The 16,859-nt window shown below is 63.3% G+C and carries 16 protein-coding genes, 1 tRNA gene and 2 pseudogenes; 4 read left to right on the top strand and 15 right to left on the bottom strand.

Going from position 1 to position 16,859, the window contains the following annotated elements; all coding sequences use genetic code 11:
- Positions 1 to 289: 289 nt before the first annotated feature.
- Entirely contained in the window at positions 290 to 787 is a 498-nt protein-coding gene (locus ACNFOC_RS35365) for a response regulator (protein WP_416963134.1), read from the bottom strand.
- 197 nt (positions 788 to 984) lie between these two features.
- Between ACNFOC_RS35365 and ACNFOC_RS35360 the strand changes: the two genes are divergently transcribed.
- A tRNA-Arg gene (locus ACNFOC_RS35360) sits at positions 985 to 1,056 on the top strand.
- Between the two features lie 730 nt (positions 1,057 to 1,786).
- Here the strand turns inward: ACNFOC_RS35360 and ACNFOC_RS35355 are convergent.
- From ACNFOC_RS35355 to ACNFOC_RS35320, 8 genes are all read right to left on the bottom strand, one after another.
- Complete coding sequence (locus ACNFOC_RS35355) at positions 1,787 to 3,166, bottom strand: tyrosine-type recombinase/integrase (protein WP_416963133.1); 1,380 nt, start codon at positions 3,164 to 3,166, stop codon at positions 1,787 to 1,789.
- Positions 3,163 to 3,366, bottom strand: coding sequence for a helix-turn-helix transcriptional regulator (locus tag ACNFOC_RS35350; protein ID WP_416963132.1), 204 nt, complete (start codon positions 3,364 to 3,366; stop codon positions 3,163 to 3,165). The genes ACNFOC_RS35355 and ACNFOC_RS35350 overlap by 4 nt, the downstream gene beginning before the upstream one ends.
- Positions 3,356 to 4,717: a replication initiator gene (locus tag ACNFOC_RS35345; protein WP_416963131.1), complete on the bottom strand. Its 1,362-nt coding sequence runs from the start codon at positions 4,715 to 4,717 to the stop codon at positions 3,356 to 3,358. The genes ACNFOC_RS35350 and ACNFOC_RS35345 overlap by 11 nt, the downstream gene beginning before the upstream one ends.
- Positions 4,714 to 4,971: a hypothetical protein gene (locus tag ACNFOC_RS35340; protein ID WP_416963130.1), complete on the bottom strand. Its 258-nt coding sequence runs from the start codon at positions 4,969 to 4,971 to the stop codon at positions 4,714 to 4,716. The genes ACNFOC_RS35345 and ACNFOC_RS35340 overlap by 4 nt, the downstream gene beginning before the upstream one ends.
- 104 nt (positions 4,972 to 5,075) lie before the next feature.
- On the bottom strand, positions 5,076 to 5,366 hold the full coding sequence (locus tag ACNFOC_RS35335) for a hypothetical protein (RefSeq protein ID WP_366098252.1): 291 nt from the start codon (positions 5,364 to 5,366) through the stop codon (positions 5,076 to 5,078).
- Positions 5,367 to 5,410: 44 nt separating this feature from the next.
- Complete coding sequence (locus ACNFOC_RS35330; protein ID WP_019060840.1) at positions 5,411 to 5,605, bottom strand: hypothetical protein; 195 nt, start codon at positions 5,603 to 5,605, stop codon at positions 5,411 to 5,413.
- 12 nt (positions 5,606 to 5,617) lie between these two features.
- Positions 5,618 to 6,940, bottom strand: coding sequence for an FtsK/SpoIIIE domain-containing protein (locus ACNFOC_RS35325; RefSeq protein ID WP_416963129.1), 1,323 nt, complete (start codon positions 6,938 to 6,940; stop codon positions 5,618 to 5,620).
- Positions 6,940 to 7,281: an SCO3933 family regulatory protein gene (locus ACNFOC_RS35320; RefSeq protein WP_416963128.1), complete on the bottom strand. Its 342-nt coding sequence runs from the start codon at positions 7,279 to 7,281 to the stop codon at positions 6,940 to 6,942. Before ACNFOC_RS35320 ends, ACNFOC_RS35325 begins: the two co-directional genes overlap by 1 nt.
- A gap of 204 nt (positions 7,282 to 7,485) precedes the next feature.
- Between ACNFOC_RS35320 and ACNFOC_RS35315 the strand changes: the two genes are divergently transcribed.
- Entirely contained in the window at positions 7,486 to 8,226 is a 741-nt protein-coding gene (locus ACNFOC_RS35315; protein WP_416963127.1) for a GntR family transcriptional regulator, read from the top strand.
- Between the two features lie 527 nt (positions 8,227 to 8,753).
- Here the strand turns inward: ACNFOC_RS35315 and ACNFOC_RS35310 are convergent.
- From ACNFOC_RS35310 to ACNFOC_RS35285, 6 genes are all read right to left on the bottom strand, one after another.
- Complete coding sequence (locus ACNFOC_RS35310) at positions 8,754 to 9,350, bottom strand: DUF6082 family protein (RefSeq protein WP_416963126.1); 597 nt, start codon at positions 9,348 to 9,350, stop codon at positions 8,754 to 8,756.
- Between the two features lie 484 nt (positions 9,351 to 9,834).
- Positions 9,835 to 10,479 (bottom strand): DUF6000 family protein, encoded by a 645-nt coding sequence (locus tag ACNFOC_RS35305; protein ID WP_416963125.1) that lies wholly within the window; start codon positions 10,477 to 10,479, stop codon positions 9,835 to 9,837.
- A gap of 1,008 nt (positions 10,480 to 11,487) precedes the next feature.
- Positions 11,488 to 12,192, bottom strand: coding sequence for an MAE_28990/MAE_18760 family HEPN-like nuclease (locus ACNFOC_RS35300; protein ID WP_416963124.1), 705 nt, complete (start codon positions 12,190 to 12,192; stop codon positions 11,488 to 11,490).
- Positions 12,189 to 13,325 (bottom strand): DUF262 domain-containing protein, encoded by a 1,137-nt coding sequence (locus tag ACNFOC_RS35295; protein ID WP_416963123.1) that lies wholly within the window; start codon positions 13,323 to 13,325, stop codon positions 12,189 to 12,191. The genes ACNFOC_RS35300 and ACNFOC_RS35295 overlap by 4 nt, the downstream gene beginning before the upstream one ends.
- 2 nt (positions 13,326 to 13,327) lie before the next feature.
- A complete protein-coding gene (locus ACNFOC_RS35290) occupies positions 13,328 to 14,617 on the bottom strand; it encodes a DNA methyltransferase (RefSeq protein ID WP_416963122.1) in 1,290 nt (429 codons plus the stop codon).
- A gap of 587 nt (positions 14,618 to 15,204) precedes the next feature.
- Entirely contained in the window at positions 15,205 to 15,474 is a 270-nt protein-coding gene (locus ACNFOC_RS35285) for a hypothetical protein (protein ID WP_416963121.1), read from the bottom strand.
- Positions 15,475 to 16,058: 584 nt separating this feature from the next.
- Between ACNFOC_RS35285 and ACNFOC_RS35280 the strand changes: the two are divergent.
- Together ACNFOC_RS35280 and ACNFOC_RS35275 are read left to right on the top strand one after the other, a co-directional pair.
- A pseudogene (locus ACNFOC_RS35280) lies at positions 16,059 to 16,667 on the top strand (SMI1/KNR4 family protein); the annotation flags it as partial.
- Between the two features lie 67 nt (positions 16,668 to 16,734).
- Positions 16,735 to 16,859: pseudogene (locus ACNFOC_RS35275) on the top strand (GNAT family N-acetyltransferase); the annotation flags it as partial.

Below are 16,859 nucleotides of genomic sequence, written 5' to 3'. Positions count from 1 at the left end.
GCCTCCTCGGCCTCTTCGGGCTCCTCCTCCACGACGGCGGTCTCGACGACGGCGGGCGGGTGAGTTCTGCCGTACCGGATCCGATGATGATCCGGCACGGAGTGCCTAGGGGAGGGTAACGACCGTCGCGGCGTAGGCGGGCAGAGGAGGAATAACGGCACGAAGCCGACCCTCCGTCCGCGGAGGTAGTCCTCTACTACAGCGGAGGTAGGCCTCTATATAGGGGGAGCGAGTAAGGGGACTTACAGGTGGCGACAACTGGCAAGCCTGGAGGCAGCCTCGGCCTGCCTCAGCCTCCGCTACGCCCACTCCGCCCGGCCCGCTCACCTTCACTGGCGCTGGCACCGGTGCCTGCGCCGGCACCGAAGGCACCACCGATGGAGAGGCCACCGGCCGGATCATGCGGGTCCCGTGGGTCTCGCGGCTCACGCCGCCCACGCTCGATCAACTGCCGTACGAGAGTGATGAGTTCGGCAGGTTCGAAGGGCTTGGCGAGAAACGCGTCGACGCCGACGTCGAGCCCGCTGTCGACCTCTTGCTGAGTGCAGGCGCTGACGATGGCGAGGGGCAGATCACGGGTCCGGGGATCGCTACGCAGCCGAGCGGCAGTCCGCAGCCCGTCCAGCCGAGGCATGACGACATCCAGGGTCACGACATCAGGCCGCACTTGATGGATGACGTCCAGACACTCGGCACCATCGGCCGCGGTCACGACCTCGAGACCCTCCAGCTCGAGATTGACCCTGATCAACTGCCGGATGACCTTGTTGTCGTCCACAACAAGCACCCGACCCGACGCGCCTGGCACAACTCGAGAGTAGGTCCGGACCGGCCACCGCGTCCGGGTTTTCCCCACTTCCACCCCCTGCGAGCGACCCGGCACACCTCCCCGACCACCTTCCTGACCACCGAGAAACCTGTTCATGAACACCCGTAAGGAGCTGGTAGGGTTCTACCCGTCGCCGCAAACACCGCGCCTGACACGCCCCCGTAGCTCAGGGGATAGAGCAACGGCCTCCGGAGCCGTGTGCGCAGGTTCGAATCCTGCCGGGGGCACCTTGTATTTGGTGCCTAAAGACCCCGCCATCAGCGCTTTAGCTGAAGACGGGGTCTTCGCGTGTGTGCAGGCGGATGCCGCCGAAAGCAGCCGTTTGCCAGTGATCACGTAATGACCACGTAATGATCTTGGTGGGCCTTCTTGCAGGTCAGCTGTCACATCACGAAGCGGTGCCGAACGCATCTGCTCATCAGAAGGCCCGTGCTCTGGGCGCACCTGACGGCTCACCAGACGCCATCAGTCCCGCTGTCCCTCAGCCTGTTCAGCCCGACTCAGTCTCTGAGCAATGTCCTGCAAGAAGTAAGCGGCGGCGGCTGGGCGATGCTTGAACGGGCCCTCCAGTCGAGCCGCGTTGATGTACACGCCAACGGGGGAAGATGGCCTGTACAGCACCACCTCTTCCGCCTCCCTTGAAGGTAGCGGCGCCGGAAGGTGTGCGACCTCCTGCTTCAGGAGCCAACGGCTGATCTCCGCAGCTCGACTGGCGCTAAGACGTCCCCACTCAGGGTCATAGCGCTCTCGAAGCCACCCCATCGAGACGGCAGTAACCCCGTGGTTTGCGTCAAGCTCGCTCAGAATGGCAGCACGCTTATCCTGCAACTTTCTCCCCCTCGTTCGGTGCTGGAGAGATTTTGGCACTCCAGCACCGCACCCGTACCCCAGGGTGAGGCTGGAACCGACGAAGGAGCCCCGGATGTCTCCGAAGCTCCTTCGACCTCCAGTCTCGATTTACGGCGGCTCTTCACCAAGCCCCTTCAGGATCCGGTCGTTCATCTCCTGCTCCTGGCCGTCGATGCACTTGGCGTAGATCTTCAACAGGACGTCGACCGAGTGACCGGCACGGGCCGCCACTTCCGGGGCGGGCACACCGGAGTTGAGCCACTGGGAGACGCCCGCGTGCCGGAGGTCGTACGGCCGGAAGGCCAGGACCGACGACACCTGATGCGGTACGAGCGCCAGTTCCCGAGCCTGTTTCCACGCTCGCGAGTACGACGAGGCCGCGATCACATTGCCTCGCTCGCTGGAGAACAGCCGGCCGTCCTTCGCCGTACCGAACTCCTTCAAGTGCTCGCGGAGCAGTCGCACCAGCGGAGGCGGGATCGGCACGATGCGCACTTCACCGCTGGCCCGTTGCTTCAGGCCGCGTCGATCGTGCGCCTCCCCAGAGTCCGTCCACGCCTTCCCGGCGGTGGGACGGGTCTCCGCCAGTTCGATCCGCCCCCAGCCAGACGCCGGAAGCTTGCAGTCGGAGCGGCGGAGCCCCAGCGCCTCACCCGGCCGCATGGCCGCGTAGTACAGGCACCCGAAGAACGCCTTCAACCGTCGGCCGCTCGCGCGCTCATAGCCACCAACGTAGGTGAGAGCGGTCAGCAGTTCGCGAGCCTGCCGAGGATTGACCACCACCCGACGGTCAACCTCCTGCACCGCACGCTTGCCTCGCTTACGCCGCACTCGGCTCAGCGGGTTGGACTGCAAGTGCTCCAACTCCACTGCGTATTCAAGCGAGTTGAAGACCACCGCCCTGCGTCGGCGATACGTCTGTGTCGCCGCAGGTTTGCCGTCCATCCTCCGGCCCAACCCGTCGATCAGCTCATGCACTCGCGCGATCTCCTGCAGCTCACCCACGGGGAGCGAGGCCTTCTCGATCCACCGCACGGCCGCCGCGATCTCTTCCGGCCGCTCTCGTTCCCTGCGGGAAACCGGCAGGACGTACGAGCGCAGCGCCCTCCGCAGCATCTCGGGAGCGGGCCGCCCCCTCCCCGGCTTGACGAGGAGAGGAACGGCCGTCGCCAGGGCATCGGTCATGCTGTCCCGTTGCTTCGCTGACGCCTCCGCCCAGCGCGCTGCCACGTACTTCACCGCCAGGTCGAGGAACGACAACGCCGCTTTCCCACCGCGGAGCGAGTCAGGCAGACCGGTCACGGTGTCGAACGGTTCGCCCTTGTCGGCGGCTCGAAGCAGCTTGGCCCGAAAGCGGTCAGCGAGCGCCTTCGTCTTGTGCGACTCGTGGAACGGCTCGCCATCCACGGACCAGCGGACGAGGTACGTCGGTTTCTTCGCGGAGCGGTTGATACTCAGCTTCCAGATGACGACCTTGTACGACTTCACGACGCGGCCCCCTCCGCCCGCTCCGCCAACCAGTCGTTGAATACGTCGCGGCGGACCCTCAACTCCCCGTTGGGTAAGCGGATGCAGGCCGGCGCGAGGCGCAGTTCCCGCCAGCGATAGAAGGTGCGCCGGGAGATCCCGCCCAGCTCTTCGAGCACCTGCCGCACGGTGAGCAGTTCGGCCGTCGTCTCACGCGCCATGAGGACCACCGACCTCCCGTACGGAGGCCGCCAGGAGTGCCGCCTCCGGCGAGTAGCCACGCCCGGCGTAGCGCCACTGCCCGACGGTGGCGGTGGACCGCCCGTCGATACCGAGGGCGGTCCGCTGCTCCTCCGCACGGTGTTCTGCACGCGCCTCACGGAGTGCGGTCAGAGTCGTCGAGTAGCGCCGTGACTTGGTGGAGAAGTGGCCGCCGTAGCCGAGCATGTGGGCCCAACGGCGCAGCCCCAGAGCCTCGAAGGGAGGCAGACCGCCGAGCCACCAGCACGTACTGATCATGCGGAGGACGTGAGCCCGTACCGGCAACACGACCAGTTCCCGAGCCTGGTGAATCCGGCCGTCGACCGCGCCGGCGGACTCTGCACCCTTCGTGGCGTACTTCGCGATGTAGCCCGCAACGGCCGCAGAGGTCAGCCGCTCCCCCGCTCCGAACGCCACGATGGACCGCACGTCGACCTGATCGCCGAAGCGCAGCACGCGGGCGCCCACGACATCCGCGCCAGGAGCGATGAGCCGCACGCGGCCGACGACCGCCTGTATCGCGTCCATCAGCAGAGCCGTTGTGGCCCAACCGGGCGGAGCCGAGGACGGTCCGTCCGGCCCGTCGAGGCGGATCACGGCATGGAAGTGGACCAGGCCCCGCCGCTGGTACTCGGCCACCTTCGCGTACGACAACCGGGCCACGTCCCCGAGTTCGGTACGGGACAGCCCAACGCACCGGGCGATCTCGCGACGCAACTCCAGCGCGAACCGGTGCCAGAGTTGACCCGCGTACGCCTGCCAGAGGACAGCCCCGGCGTAGTCGTAGCAGCGCGGGCACAGAGGCTCGCCGAGACGGGGCTCACCTTCTGCGTGTCGCTCATGGCATCCGATGGGCGAGCCATGCGGGCAGCACTCCCCCACCTTCCGGGGACGGCATGCCCGTACATGCCCCGCACGCTCACGACGGGTGTGAACCTGCCCGAGGCCGGGAGCGGTGAGGGTGGCGAACACCCGGGGGTGCCCGCTCACCGACTCCGTGACGTTCTTGCCGCCGACCAGTCCAGCCCGGATCAGTTGATAGGTGTCGGCTCGGTAGAGGCGGGAGCAGGACGGGCAGACCGACGCACGCCGGTTGCCGCATGCGGTCAGGAGTCGACCGCCGTAGACGTCCGACGCGTACGAGAACAGGGCCTCGCCCGTGGTCGTGTCGACGACGGTTGCCCCGCCGACCAGGTGGATCGGGTTGGTGCAGCCAGCGAGGCTGACGATGTTGCGCCGCCAGGCTGCGAACTCCGGCTCTGCTGCCCTGGTGAGCAGGGCAGCAACGTTCTTCGGTATGGACGCGGTCATTGCCGACCACCGCCTCCGAATGCCTGCCCCATCACGGCGGCGATTGCTTCCGTACGAGTCTTGGCGCTGAACCGGAGTGTCGGGTCCGTGAGCCAGAGTGCGGCGGCGTGTGCCGGGCACAGATGCCGCTCGACGCCGTCGAGCCCGACGAGGACGACCTTTTCCCGTCCGTCGCAGGTCGACACTTCGGAGTCGACGACCCTCAATTCGCACTCGGGCAGAGGGGATTTGCGCGAACGATGCGCGATGGACAAAGTGTGAGTACTCCTTTCACTGCTCACGTGGCGGATGGAGTGGGCTCCTGACGGGGTCGGGTTTGGCGACTTCGCGCCCCGTCGGGAGCCCGTCAAACGGGCGATCACTGTTGTTCCTTGGGCGGGATCGCGACGACGCTGTACGCGATCGGTCCGAAGGTGCGACGTGCGTCGTAGTAGCCCTGGCCTAGGTCCTCCACCGGGACGCCGAGCGGAGCGGCGACGTGTTCCGCGCCCTCCCTGCGTGCGGTGGAGTCGGCCGCGTCGACGAAGACGCCGAACGATGCGTTGCGCGGTACAAGGACACTGGGGTTCGCGGTGAGGAAGTCCGCCAGCTCCCGCAGGCCGGCGATGAACGCAGCCCGGTCGCCGGAGCGGATTTCGTACGTGGACATGGCTCGCCCACCTCTCTGTTGTTCGGACATCGGGTGAGGTCGCTTCAGAAACGGAGTTGGCCGAGGAAGCCACTGACCGCGACGAGGACCGCCTGAACCACCGGTGCGGCCACGGTCTTGGCCACCAGGAAGCCGAAGGTCCCGCAGAGCAGCGTGTCCGCCCAGCGCAGGTAGCGGATGCGCAGCAAAAACCAGATGAACAGGCCGAGCAGCAGTACGGCCGACATGGACACCAGCACGACAGCCCCCTCTCACTTGGCCGCGGTGAGCAACTCGGGCAGGACCGGGGCGAGGTGTGCGTACTCGGCCGCGATGGCTTCCGCGTCCGCCTCAGTGACCAGGTGCGAACGGGCCCGTTCCCAGCCGTCGCCGGAAGCCAGCACGGCCGTACCCGCCTGTTCCGGGGTGATGGCCTGTGCGGCCTTGAGCGCGTCGGGGTTGAGATCTCCAAGCGCCATTTCGGCTGTACCGGGATCGGCCACCCGGTGGCACACGCGTCCGCCGAGTTGGGCACGCAGTGCCGTGACGCCCGGCCCCAGGTCGGAGCCCACCCGTTGGCCGGCCACGACGAGGAACACCCCAAGCGCAGCGCCGAGTTGGGCAAGCCGGATCAACGCCGTACCGGCCGCGTGCGCTTCGTCTTTCTCGTTGCGGCTCGCGACAAGGAACAGTTCCGCGATCTCGTCGACGATCACGACGACAGGGACCGGGCGTTCCTTCTCCGATAGGCCCCAGATGTTGCGTACGCGGGCCGACCGGCAGACGGTCATACGGTCGAGCGTCAGGTCGACGAGCGCCGCCAGGAGCCGCACCGCTTGCTCACGATTGGTCGCCAGGGCGGACAACCGGGGTTCGTAGAGCGACAGTTCCATGCCGCCCTTGCAGTCGATGCCGACCAGGGCGACCGGTTGCGGAGCCAGGCCCGCTACGAGTGCGTTGATCAACGTCGACTTGCCGGACCGGGTAGCACCGACGATCAGCCAGTGCGGCACACGACGCAGGTCGATGACCCAACCGGCACCGGTCTCCAGCACGCCCACAGCGACCCGGAGCAGTTGAGCGGGCCCGCGCTGTTTCGGCAGTCGAGGAGCGGCGAGCGGATCGGCCACCGAGGCGGCGATCCGTACGACTCCCGGCCTCCAGGAGGTGACCCGCACCCCATGGACCTGCCAGTCCTCCGCCATGGCGGGCCCCGCCTTGACGAAGTCCTCGGGCACCTGGCCCGGCAACAGCCGTACCAGCATCCAGAATCCGCCGCCGGTCGGACGTATGAGCCCGTGCCGGGGGACGCGCGGCTGAGGTGGAGGCGCCCCGTTGCCGACGAGCCCGGACACCACAGTCAGCGCCGGCCGACGGCTCACGGCGAGTCCGCACCCGGCCATCAACGGCCGCCAGGTGCGCACCACTTGGACGACCATGAGCGGGAAGCCGAGTAACAGCCACCAGGCCACGGGGTAGCGGCGGCGCAGGGTCGGGCCTGCGAGAAGCAGACCCGACACCAGCACTGCGGCCACCACCAGAACCCAACTCGGCCAGACCGTCCCGGCCGAGGAGGTGGAGGAGGCCAGGGTCATCACTGCCCGGCCCCCTTCCCCGCCGGAGCGCTCAGGGGCCGGATCTCCGCCGCACGGAATGCGACCCCATGGCGCCCGTCGTTCTCCCACGGCGTGGCGACCAAGTCCCGTACGGCCACGGGCATACCGAGCTGCACACCGGCCGGCTCCCCGGCGACGCTCACGTTCACCACGTCCGCCGATGACCCGGCCATCAGGCAAAGACCGACCTGGAACACGGTCTTGCCGGTATCACGGTCAACACGAAGCTGACCGGTTTCGCGATTCGCTATCCGCGGAGCCGGGGGTACGGCACAGATGATCCCCGTGAACTTCGCGGTGTCGATCGGAAGGCTTGCCACTGATCTGAACTCCTCATCTCTGGCACCCGAAGGCCGATCCTTCGGGTTGCTAGACCACCCGTAGTACGGGTGACCGGAACCCAGAGTGCGACCCGTAGTACGGGTTGTCAACCGTCTTGTGATGAGGGATGGTGTTCCAGGCGTGGGCGGTACGTTCCACGCCTGGAACGCCGATCGTGTTGATCACGGCCGTGGAGGGCCTGCATGCCGCCGAAGAACACGCAGCCGAAGTACCGGCAGATCGCCGACTACCTGCGCGAAGGCATCCTGAACGGCACCTTCCCCGCCGGCCAACCACTCCCCTCCGAGGAGGCGTTGGCGAAACAGTTCGGCGTGACGCGTCCCACAGTCCGTCAGGGCCTCACAGAGCTACGGGCATCCGGCCTGGTCGAGGTGATCATGGGCCGAGGCACATTCGCCCGCTCACCCCAGAGCCGCCCAAGCCTCACGCGCCCGCGCGGCGTACGCCTGGCCCCAGACGGGCGGTACATGGAGGCCGACGGCATCCAGTGGACGAACGCCGAGCCACCGGTAGCCACTCGCACGGACGCTCCCTTGGCATTGGCGGATCTCCTCCGCATCCCACCAGGCGAGCCGATGTTCACCTACGACGTCTTGCAGACCGCCGACCAAGGCCGTCTCCGCCAACTCCACCGTACGTACGTGCCGTTCTCCGTCTTGGTCGACACGAAGTACGAGGAGGAGGCACCGCCGCCGGCGCCGGGGCTCTACGTCGCGCTTGCTGCGTTGGGCCACGAACTCCACTTCACGGAGTACGTCCGCACCCGCATGCCTCTGCCTGACCAGGCCCAAGCCCTCCGCCTTCCCGAAGGTGTACCGCTTCTACACGTCATCCGCGTGACGGTCTCAGAGAAAGACAAGCCGCTGGCACTGGAGGAGTTCCACCTTCCCGGCGACGATCTGGAACTGTCGTTCAGGCTGTAGCCGAACCTCGGTTGGCTCAGACTTTCTCCACGTCATCAAGGCGGCTCGCTCCGCTCCCCGCGCGCGGCCCGACCCCCGGCCGGGCCTGCGCTCCTGTCTCCGCCCCGCTCCAGCCCGGCCGACGCCCGTGCCACCCGCACAGCGATCGGCCGTCTGATGCCAGAAAGGGATACGTCGCGACTGGGACGGTCAGCTCCCCGGCTTTACGCAGCCGCTTTGGCTCAAGCCTCGAAGATCATGGCGCCCACTGCTGTAGATGACGCTGAATCGACCTCTAAACCCGATCACGCTCCCGTGGACTTCACATCAGTCTCATCCAAGGGGCAGCGTAGTCAGCGGTGAAATGTTCGACTGCGTGACTACGCCCGCCAACAACAATGGAGAGCAGCGCTGTCCAGCAGCAGCCAAAGACATGTCAGCGATGACCACCAAGCGTACAGGTTCACCACTCCTGGGCGAGGAAAACGCTCCGCTTTATGAACCATGGACAGGCGCTCAGTAGACCGCTGTTAAAAGCGACTTCCATCTTAGCTGGATCCTGGATGACCCGTCGGCAAGAAGTACGACTCCGGTTGCACTGCAGACCCCTCAGCCAAGGCCGCTTCATACACCTCGTTAGTTAAGGCAATGAATCTTTGGAGCCGACGATTAGAGCTTTCTTTTGCGTAATCTCGCCACTCCGGCCCCCCTTCCCTCCAATGCCTTCGAGCCACCTCCCCCTTGAAGTGAACAGTCAATATGTTCCTTATGCTACCAAGATTTTCTCGACCGGTCATAAATCCATCCAGCCACCGCCTGTAAATCAAATTCGTGAAGGCGATTTGCCTCCTCTCGGTCATGGTCGCAGGTGTGGACGGAGGATCCCAGCAGTACATGAGAGAATCATCCTCCAAGGATCTCAATATGAGCTCCTTATGCATGGATGAGTGGATCTCTTCGTGCATAATTCGAGTCTGCTTTGCCTGATAGAGAATTGAAATAACGGCACCGAAAAATGCAGCACCAGAAAAGAAGACCGCCACAGCCCCGTAAGTCTGACTGATTACACTTAGCTCGCTCCAATTATTCCCTGCGGGCGCGATGGCGCGCATAATGAAGGGCGATGCCAGAATCAGCGCCACCATTGCGAGACTGGCAACCACCCAAAGCGCCCATCGGAACAATGAATTCCGCATCCATCCCCCTTCTTGTATCGCTCATCTTGCCAGATGAGCGGCCCGGTAACCCCTGGTGTAGCATTCTTAGGAACGTTTAATGATTTACCCAGGGGTAGCGCCGATATACATCCATACGGCTTGCACTCAGGGACCTCACTTTAGGCAGCGTGGCTGAGGCCAGGGGGGGTGCAGCGAGGCACACGCGCGCCTGATCGGTTGACCTGGCTGACGGTCGTCGGACGAGGTCCAGACGTACCGCATGAGGGTGCTCGTCATGGGCGTGCGTGGTCCATGCTGGGCCGTCCCCGGGCCGTCCGAGGTCGCTCGACAGTGGCCAATGACGACCAACAACGACCACTAGACGCACGAGCCCACCGCCCCTGAACAGCAAAAACCCAGCTCCCCAAGATCCCCGGCAACACCCAGGGCAAGAAGAAGTAAGCCGATACCCTCAACCGTCAGTAGCGGTCACACCGAGCCGACGTGTCGAACAGTGTTGGGCAGCTTCATCAGCGAAAGCGCAGAGCTGACCGATGAACTCTCGGTAGCTGTCGGGGGTGTCGCGGTCCTTGCTGGGCGGCCCGTCGATCCACTGCTGCCAGAGCCCGTTCGAGGCAAGGAACCGAACTGCGTGGTCAGCACCGAACTTGGCGTCGAGCAACAAGAGCGCGCCGAGGGCGGCTTGCTGGTCGTAGTACAGGTCAGGGCGAGGCAAGTAGCAGTCGAGGTAGGCGACCAAGGGGTCGACGTCGGCAGAGGTGCCGAAGGCGGCCAGCGCAACGCAGTATGCCTGCCCGGCGTAGGGCCCTTCACTGGCGAGCAGTAGTTCACCGAGACGCTCCCGGAACTCGGTCCTGCCAGCAACGGCGATTAGCCAGGCCGCTGTCTTACGCTCGCGCCACCCTCCGTCGAGCAGCATGCCCAGTTCACGAGAGCTGATCTCACCGGCAGCCTTGCCCAGCTTCTTCATGAACTTGGCTCGGTCGCGCCCACTCATACCCAGAAGGGCGCCACCGACTTTGAGGTATCGCCGGTCGGCCGTGACGTAGCGGCGGATCAACCTGAGCCGCTCGTCCTCTTCGTCGGTATGACGCATGACAGCATCCTCGTACGGACGAAACTGTCAGACCAGTGATCCGGCCAGCCAGACGCCGGAGCCCTGCATGTCCGTCCGTCTCAGTTTCCGTCTCATTCAGCCCCGTTCACGACCGTTCAGACAAGACCGGAACATGAGTCCCGCCCACAGGCTAACCGCCCATGAACCCAGGTGAACGCCCCCGGCACACACCCCACTGCCCGCCACCACAGTCCGAAAGCGTGCGCGCCTGAAAGCACTCCCGATGTACGAACCCGCGTGCGCCTGAATGCTCAGATGACGTCGCCTGTGTGCCCTGTCTGGCATCCGCGAAGTGACACACGCTGGATGTCCCGACGCGCGACGGACTGCCGGAGGTGGACAGTGGGCGAGTGGAAGCAAGGGAAGTGCGGTTGGCCTACGGCGGCCGGCGGTCGCTGTGGCAACAAGACGATGAAGGGCACCTCAAGGTGCCACCTCCATCAGGGTGACTGGACGAAACGAGGGCAGGCCGAACTGAAGAAGAAGGCGAGCAAGCGCCGCAAGAAGTGAGCTGTTTCCGCCCTCAGTGGCCTCAACTACGTTGGAGGGGTGGTGTCGAAGCTGCACGAGGTCCTGGACAGACGTGGCTCGGGGATCTCTTCTGAGCCCCCCTTGGTCGCCCTCTCGCCATACCGCGACAGCAGACCGACCCAACGCTTCGTAGCCTACGGGCGGCCACTGACAGCCGGGCTGCACCACAAGCGCACCAGATAGAGCGGGGAACAGCAGGGACTCACGGTGAAAGCCGCCGAGCCCAGCGCGGCCACAACCCACCGTTCGCCCAGTTCAGCGCCCCAAGCTCCCTCAAATGCCCACAGCTTCCCCACCTGAGTGCCCCAGTCCGTAGTCACAAGCCGGCCGTCGCGGCTTGCTCTAGTCATCGCTCCCGAGCCGGGAGAATGCAGGTCTCCACCATCTCCAACAGGCCCAGGGCACGAGCCAGGTCTTGCGTCGCGCATTGAAGCCCCGCTGGCTTTGGCCCGCAGCTCAGACCGTATCCTTCGCCGCATTGTTATCGACCTGCACAAGAAACCACTTCTCACTCACAGCTCGGGTTAGCACACGAGCTAGCTCGTTCATGAACTCCTCACATTTTTTCAGATGCGCCGTAAAGAGCCCACTCGGGATTTTCTCTTTACGCCCGCCGTGAGCGATATCGTTTCGTACATTTTTTACGAAATCAATTGCCGTGTACTGATCACGCCTCACCTTTTCCGTAGATATACCCAAGGCGACGAGGCACTTTTTCAAAACATCAGAACCAAGATTCATTTCCAGAGACACGGCAACTTCTGCGGCAATCGATATGGGACCCTCACTCAGTTGCTGAAGACGCTGCACGAAGGCGATCTGGTGCCGAGCACGGGTTGTCATCTTCCCCTCGTCCGCAGTGGCAGAAGCTCCACGGCGCAGAGTATCGAACTCCCCGGCGAGCGCAGAAGCCAAGAGCTCTGGTCTTAAAGACTTCGCTGGCAGACTTTGACTGTTAATTGCGTCGATATACAGCGAGAGCGCAGTTCTCGTAAATCCCTCTAGGTGCGCATACTGCATCACGAGGATCGCGCGGAGTGAGTAAACGGAGGCTTTTTCTGGTTCTTCTCCTTGCAAGAGAAGGTTACGAAGATGGCGTATTTCGTCGAGCCGCCAGAGGATGTCAGCCTCTAGCTGTGCTCTCATCTCAGAAACATTCATGAGAGCGCTCGCGCAAAGCTATCCCGAAAGAATCCGATGCGAGTTTGCAGAGAGATGCGATCATTCTTGCCTCCCCCAATCGCCTTTGTGAATTCGGGATTTGTTTTGCCGCCCTTAACGGCGTCAGCAAGTCGCTGAACTTCTTCTGGGTCTTCGAGGTTTATCCTGTTTAGAGAGTCCTGCATCCCGAGGACGATTCCTTCGAAGTGGTGGACGGAAAACTGCCAGCGAGGTTCACCGTTCCGACCGACCGTACCGAGAACCCTCGGGCCCCACTCAAGAGCTTCGCCGATCTTAGTAACTACACGGAAGGTCTTCTCAAATACTTCCTTCTCATGCTCGTAATCGAACTGCGTTACGCCCGAAGGGTCGGAGACATCCTCCATGTACTCGGTCATAAAATCGGCAATGTCATGCTTGTACTGAGCGCCAGCGTTCTTGAAGGCGAAAAATCGCAGAATGAGCTCTTGATCGAACCTTTCATTGCTCGCTTTTTCCGTTAGTGTCTCAACGCATACTCGAAAGTCCTCATTCTCTGACAGGTCGATAATGAACTGATTGAACTCATTCGAGAGCAGTCGAATTGTAGCGTTTCTGACCTCTTGATTGGAGAGCGCCAGCCCCCCGGTATTCAGTCGCTTGAACATGTAGTAACGGAGGCGCGGATCGCTTTCCTTACGAAGGATCTCTGCTCGAATATAACTACGTTTTAGCTTGATCTCCAATGCTTTTGGTAGGGCGGCGTAGGTGCATCCGTTCAGCTCAGGAACAATGTCGCAGTCAGACAGAACAAGAGGGGAAACCAGTTCACCATTAACTGTGAGTTCCCCACGGAAGTGGAGGTACGAGGAGATGCGCTGCAGTCCATCAATCAGCTCATACACACGATCTTCCCTCTCAATGAGGAAAATTGGCGGGACCGGCAGCTCGAGAAGCAACGACTCCACAAAGCGCGACTGTGCACCCTCCGACCACCGGAACATACGTTGAAAATCGGGCTCAATAATCAACTCCTCTGAGGTGTACATATCTGCCAGCTCATTGAAGGAGAAGTCATTGGTCTTCGTTCGGACTGCGGTGATCTTCTGGTCGACCGCTTCGATAAGCTCTTCCGCAGTAAGGTGACTGGGCACTCTTATTTCCCCCTATAGAAAGTGAGTACGGATTCGGCCACGTCGCCCTTTTTGTACGTTTGGGCAAACTTGTTTAGCGAGGTCAGAGTCCGACGCACTGGGAAACGTTCCGGCTCGTTCTTTAGAACCCATCCCCGCATGGTTGCCTCATCAATACAGATACCTGCCAGTGGCACATGTACGTCTTTGTAAAAGGAGTCCTGGACCACGAGATGCATTGTTGCGGAACTTCGACAGACGCGTGTGATCTCATCAAGTCCAGAGGAGAGATCAGTTAGGTATTGTTGTGCCTGCTTCAGATAATATCCGGATGACGCTTTGCTATCATGCTTCTGGATAAGGGACAGCAGGGCTGATCCTACTTTGCCGACTGCGACGGGAGCCTCTGCTTGGCGACGGATTAGCGTTGTCCCCATGAGGCCCGCCCTAAGAGACCGGTCGCTTGAGATATTGACACCAAGTAGTGCCAATTCTCGCGAATAAGCAACAGCGTAGTCGATCCGAGTCAGATACGGGGGAGACGTTACGACGATATCAACTGCGCCGGAAGCAATCGGCATCTTCCTTGAGTCTGCAGTCATTATATGGGCTCGCTTGGAGAATGGCTGCGTACCCACACGGGACGAGACAAAGCGAACGTGCCGCTCGATTATCACGTCGAGTTCTTCATTGGCGACCAGAACGGTATCTGCCGCATCTTTGGCGCGCTTTACCCAGGTGGGATTACTTCCCTCGAACTTTTTAGTCACCTCGCGAATGGCACGGAACAGTGCCACGGTCAACAAATCTCGCGTGGACCCTCGACTGTCTTCCCCCACCTTGCACCACTGTCGGACCCTACGAATTGTAGATTCGGCTAGCCAAGCCGTTAGCGGATCGTCATCCACGCATACTTCCGTACCCGAATGAGGTCGTTTGACCTCCTCGGCTTGTGTGTAGTCCTGTGCCCGCAATTTAGCGACTACGTTCGCAACCGGGTTTAGATCCAGCCCAATGGCGTCCAGGCCGAGGCTTTGTGCCGCAAGGGTGGTGGTGCCGCTGCCGTTCCACGGGTCCAGAACCGTCGCGCCGCTAACTAGCTCTGTCTCATGCTGGGCCAAATGGTGGCGTGCCCACTCGAAAGAGAAACCGGCATAATACGGAAAAACATCCGCAAGTCCCGCGGTTTCTACGGCCGGTCGTTTGGGAGAGAGCGCTCCTGCTTTGCGCACTCCTGGCAGTACATCACCCAAGGGAAGCGCCAAGGCCTTCTGCGTGGACAAGGCTCCGGGGGTGTCCTGCGGGGTATCCACTGTCCCTCTTTCTCGCTTTTCGTCCGCGGGCGTCGGGCCAGTCTAAGGGACCATGGCTTCTCTGAACCGAGAGACGATACCAGTGCACAGCGGCGCCTACGTGCCCACCCCAAGATCCATGGACGCCCAGCCGCCTGAGTTGGTGCTCCTGCCAGATCGCAGCTTCCAGGAGCCAATACCGACGGGTAAAGCGACGCCACGGCAACCTCCAGGCGGGATCCGTCTGTTGGGGGAAGGACAACGATGCCAGGCTCTCCACCCGTTGCTGTACCACAAGCACACCAGACCGAGCAGGGAACAGGGGGAGGCAGAGTGAAGAGAGCCGGCCCCACCGATCCCACACCTCGGCCGTTCGCCTGGGTCAGCGTCGAGACCGACCGTAGGCCATCGCAGCATCCCAAGCCGAGCGCTTCACCAACGCCCCACGTCTGACGCACTGAGTAGGGTTTGCAGGGTGCGCTACCTGACAAAGACCTACGTCATCGGGGCCCTGAAGGGGGGCCGCCCAGTGGAGCAGTTCCTCGGTCCGGTCGGTGCTCCGGGGCGACTTGGCGTCAGCTACGTCGCCGGTCCACCCAGCTGATGCGTCATACGAGGTCTACGTCCATGCCCTTGAGGATGTCGGGTACGAGGCGTTCCTCGACCTGGGCGAGTTTCCACCGCTCGACGCCGACGCGGGCGAAGAAGAGTTCGGCCGGCTCGTTGCCGTGGCCGAGGACCCGTCGAACGCGGTGGCCGCTGCCGAGGAGGCCACGGGCGCAGTGCGGGAACGGTGGGTCAACGAGAACATCGTCCAGGACGAATACGGCGACTTCGTTCGAGCGGGCCGGCCCTCGGACCGGTCCCCCGACGGACACCCCTGGCCAACTCGGGGAGCACGCAGCTAGAGCCCCGGTCACCGAACCGCGGGCATCGGAACGCGAGCCAGGCAGTGCCGCTATGAGGGTCTAACTGCGTGACAACGCCGACGCACACCGGCGGACGAGCGCGGACGCCTACAGACCATCAGCGCAGGTGAGAACCGCACGACCTCAAGGCACCACCCCCACCCAAGTTGCTTCGGGACAAAGAGGTCGAGCGTTCAAGCCGCACCACATCGACGGCAGCCGAGGCCTGGATGCAAGAGGTCAAGCCCGACGGGCGGAAGGCCGAAGTGCGCGAGGCATCGTTGCGGAGCAACCTGGTGGTGGGGATAGTCGTGAGGAGGCTCCGATGGCGTATCACGAGGAACGCCCCTGGCGCGAGATGCACCGAACCCACCGAGCCCGGCCCAGAACCGCGCTCGGTGGGATATTGGCGTTGGGAATCACGATCGCGTTGGCCCTGATCGAGCTTCGGGCAGCAGTGATCTTCGTAGGTCTGGCCGTCGTCACCACCTTGGTCTTGCTGATAGGCAAGTGGGTAGAGAATCGCAACCGAGAAGGGTAACGATGCCTGGTCCGTGCCAGACGCGTCCCAGATCGTGCGGGGGAACACAGGGGAGTCAACGAATCGCCTACCAAGCGTCGACTCGCTCCCGCCGCAGCTCAGCAGCACTCCCCCGCTCCGAGAACCCAGACTTCCCAAGCTCAGAGCGCGTACCGCCGTGTTTTACGATCTCGACAACCTGAGCAGCGTCGCCGAGGATCTCGATGTGACTGACGACGAGCTCATCCTGGCTACCCGTGCACGCGTGGCCGGCCGGGGGCTGCCCGGTCCCGCGTCCGCCGAGGACGTCACCAGGTTCGAGCGAATCGTGGGCCACCCGATGCCCGAACTGTTGAAGCGGATGTACCTCGAAGTCGCCAACGGCGGCTTCGGCTCATCGAAAGTGCTATGCCTCACCGACACGGGCAAGTGGTTCGGCGACCGCGCGGACATCGCCATGGCCTACGACGACTTCGCCGCCGATCCCGATTACCCCCTCCCGCCGGGGATCGTGCCTCTCATGGACCGCGGCTGCGCCATGTGGACGCTGATCGACTTCCGCACCGCAGACGGGCAGATGTGGGACTGGGACCCCAACCTCTGCTGTCTCCCGCACGCCCTCGCCCCACTCGAACAGTCACTGGCCCAATGGCTCACCGACTGGCTGCACGACGTGATGCCCGATGGACGGCGCTCCGCAGCCTCGGTGGGCCGAGATCGCCTGGGTGGTCGGGGCACCCTGGCAGGGCCGAGGCCTGGCGAGCGAGGCGGCGCAGGGCCTGGTGTCGTGGCTCGAAGAACACGCGGTCTCTACGATCGTGGCGCACATCCACCC

The sequence above is a fragment of the Streptomyces colwelliae genome (assembly GCF_048158785.1).
Lineage (GTDB): Bacteria > Actinomycetota > Actinomycetes > Streptomycetales > Streptomycetaceae > Streptomyces.
The sequence above is the reverse complement of the archived record's forward strand: the minus strand, read 5'-3'. Positions and strand labels throughout refer to the sequence as shown.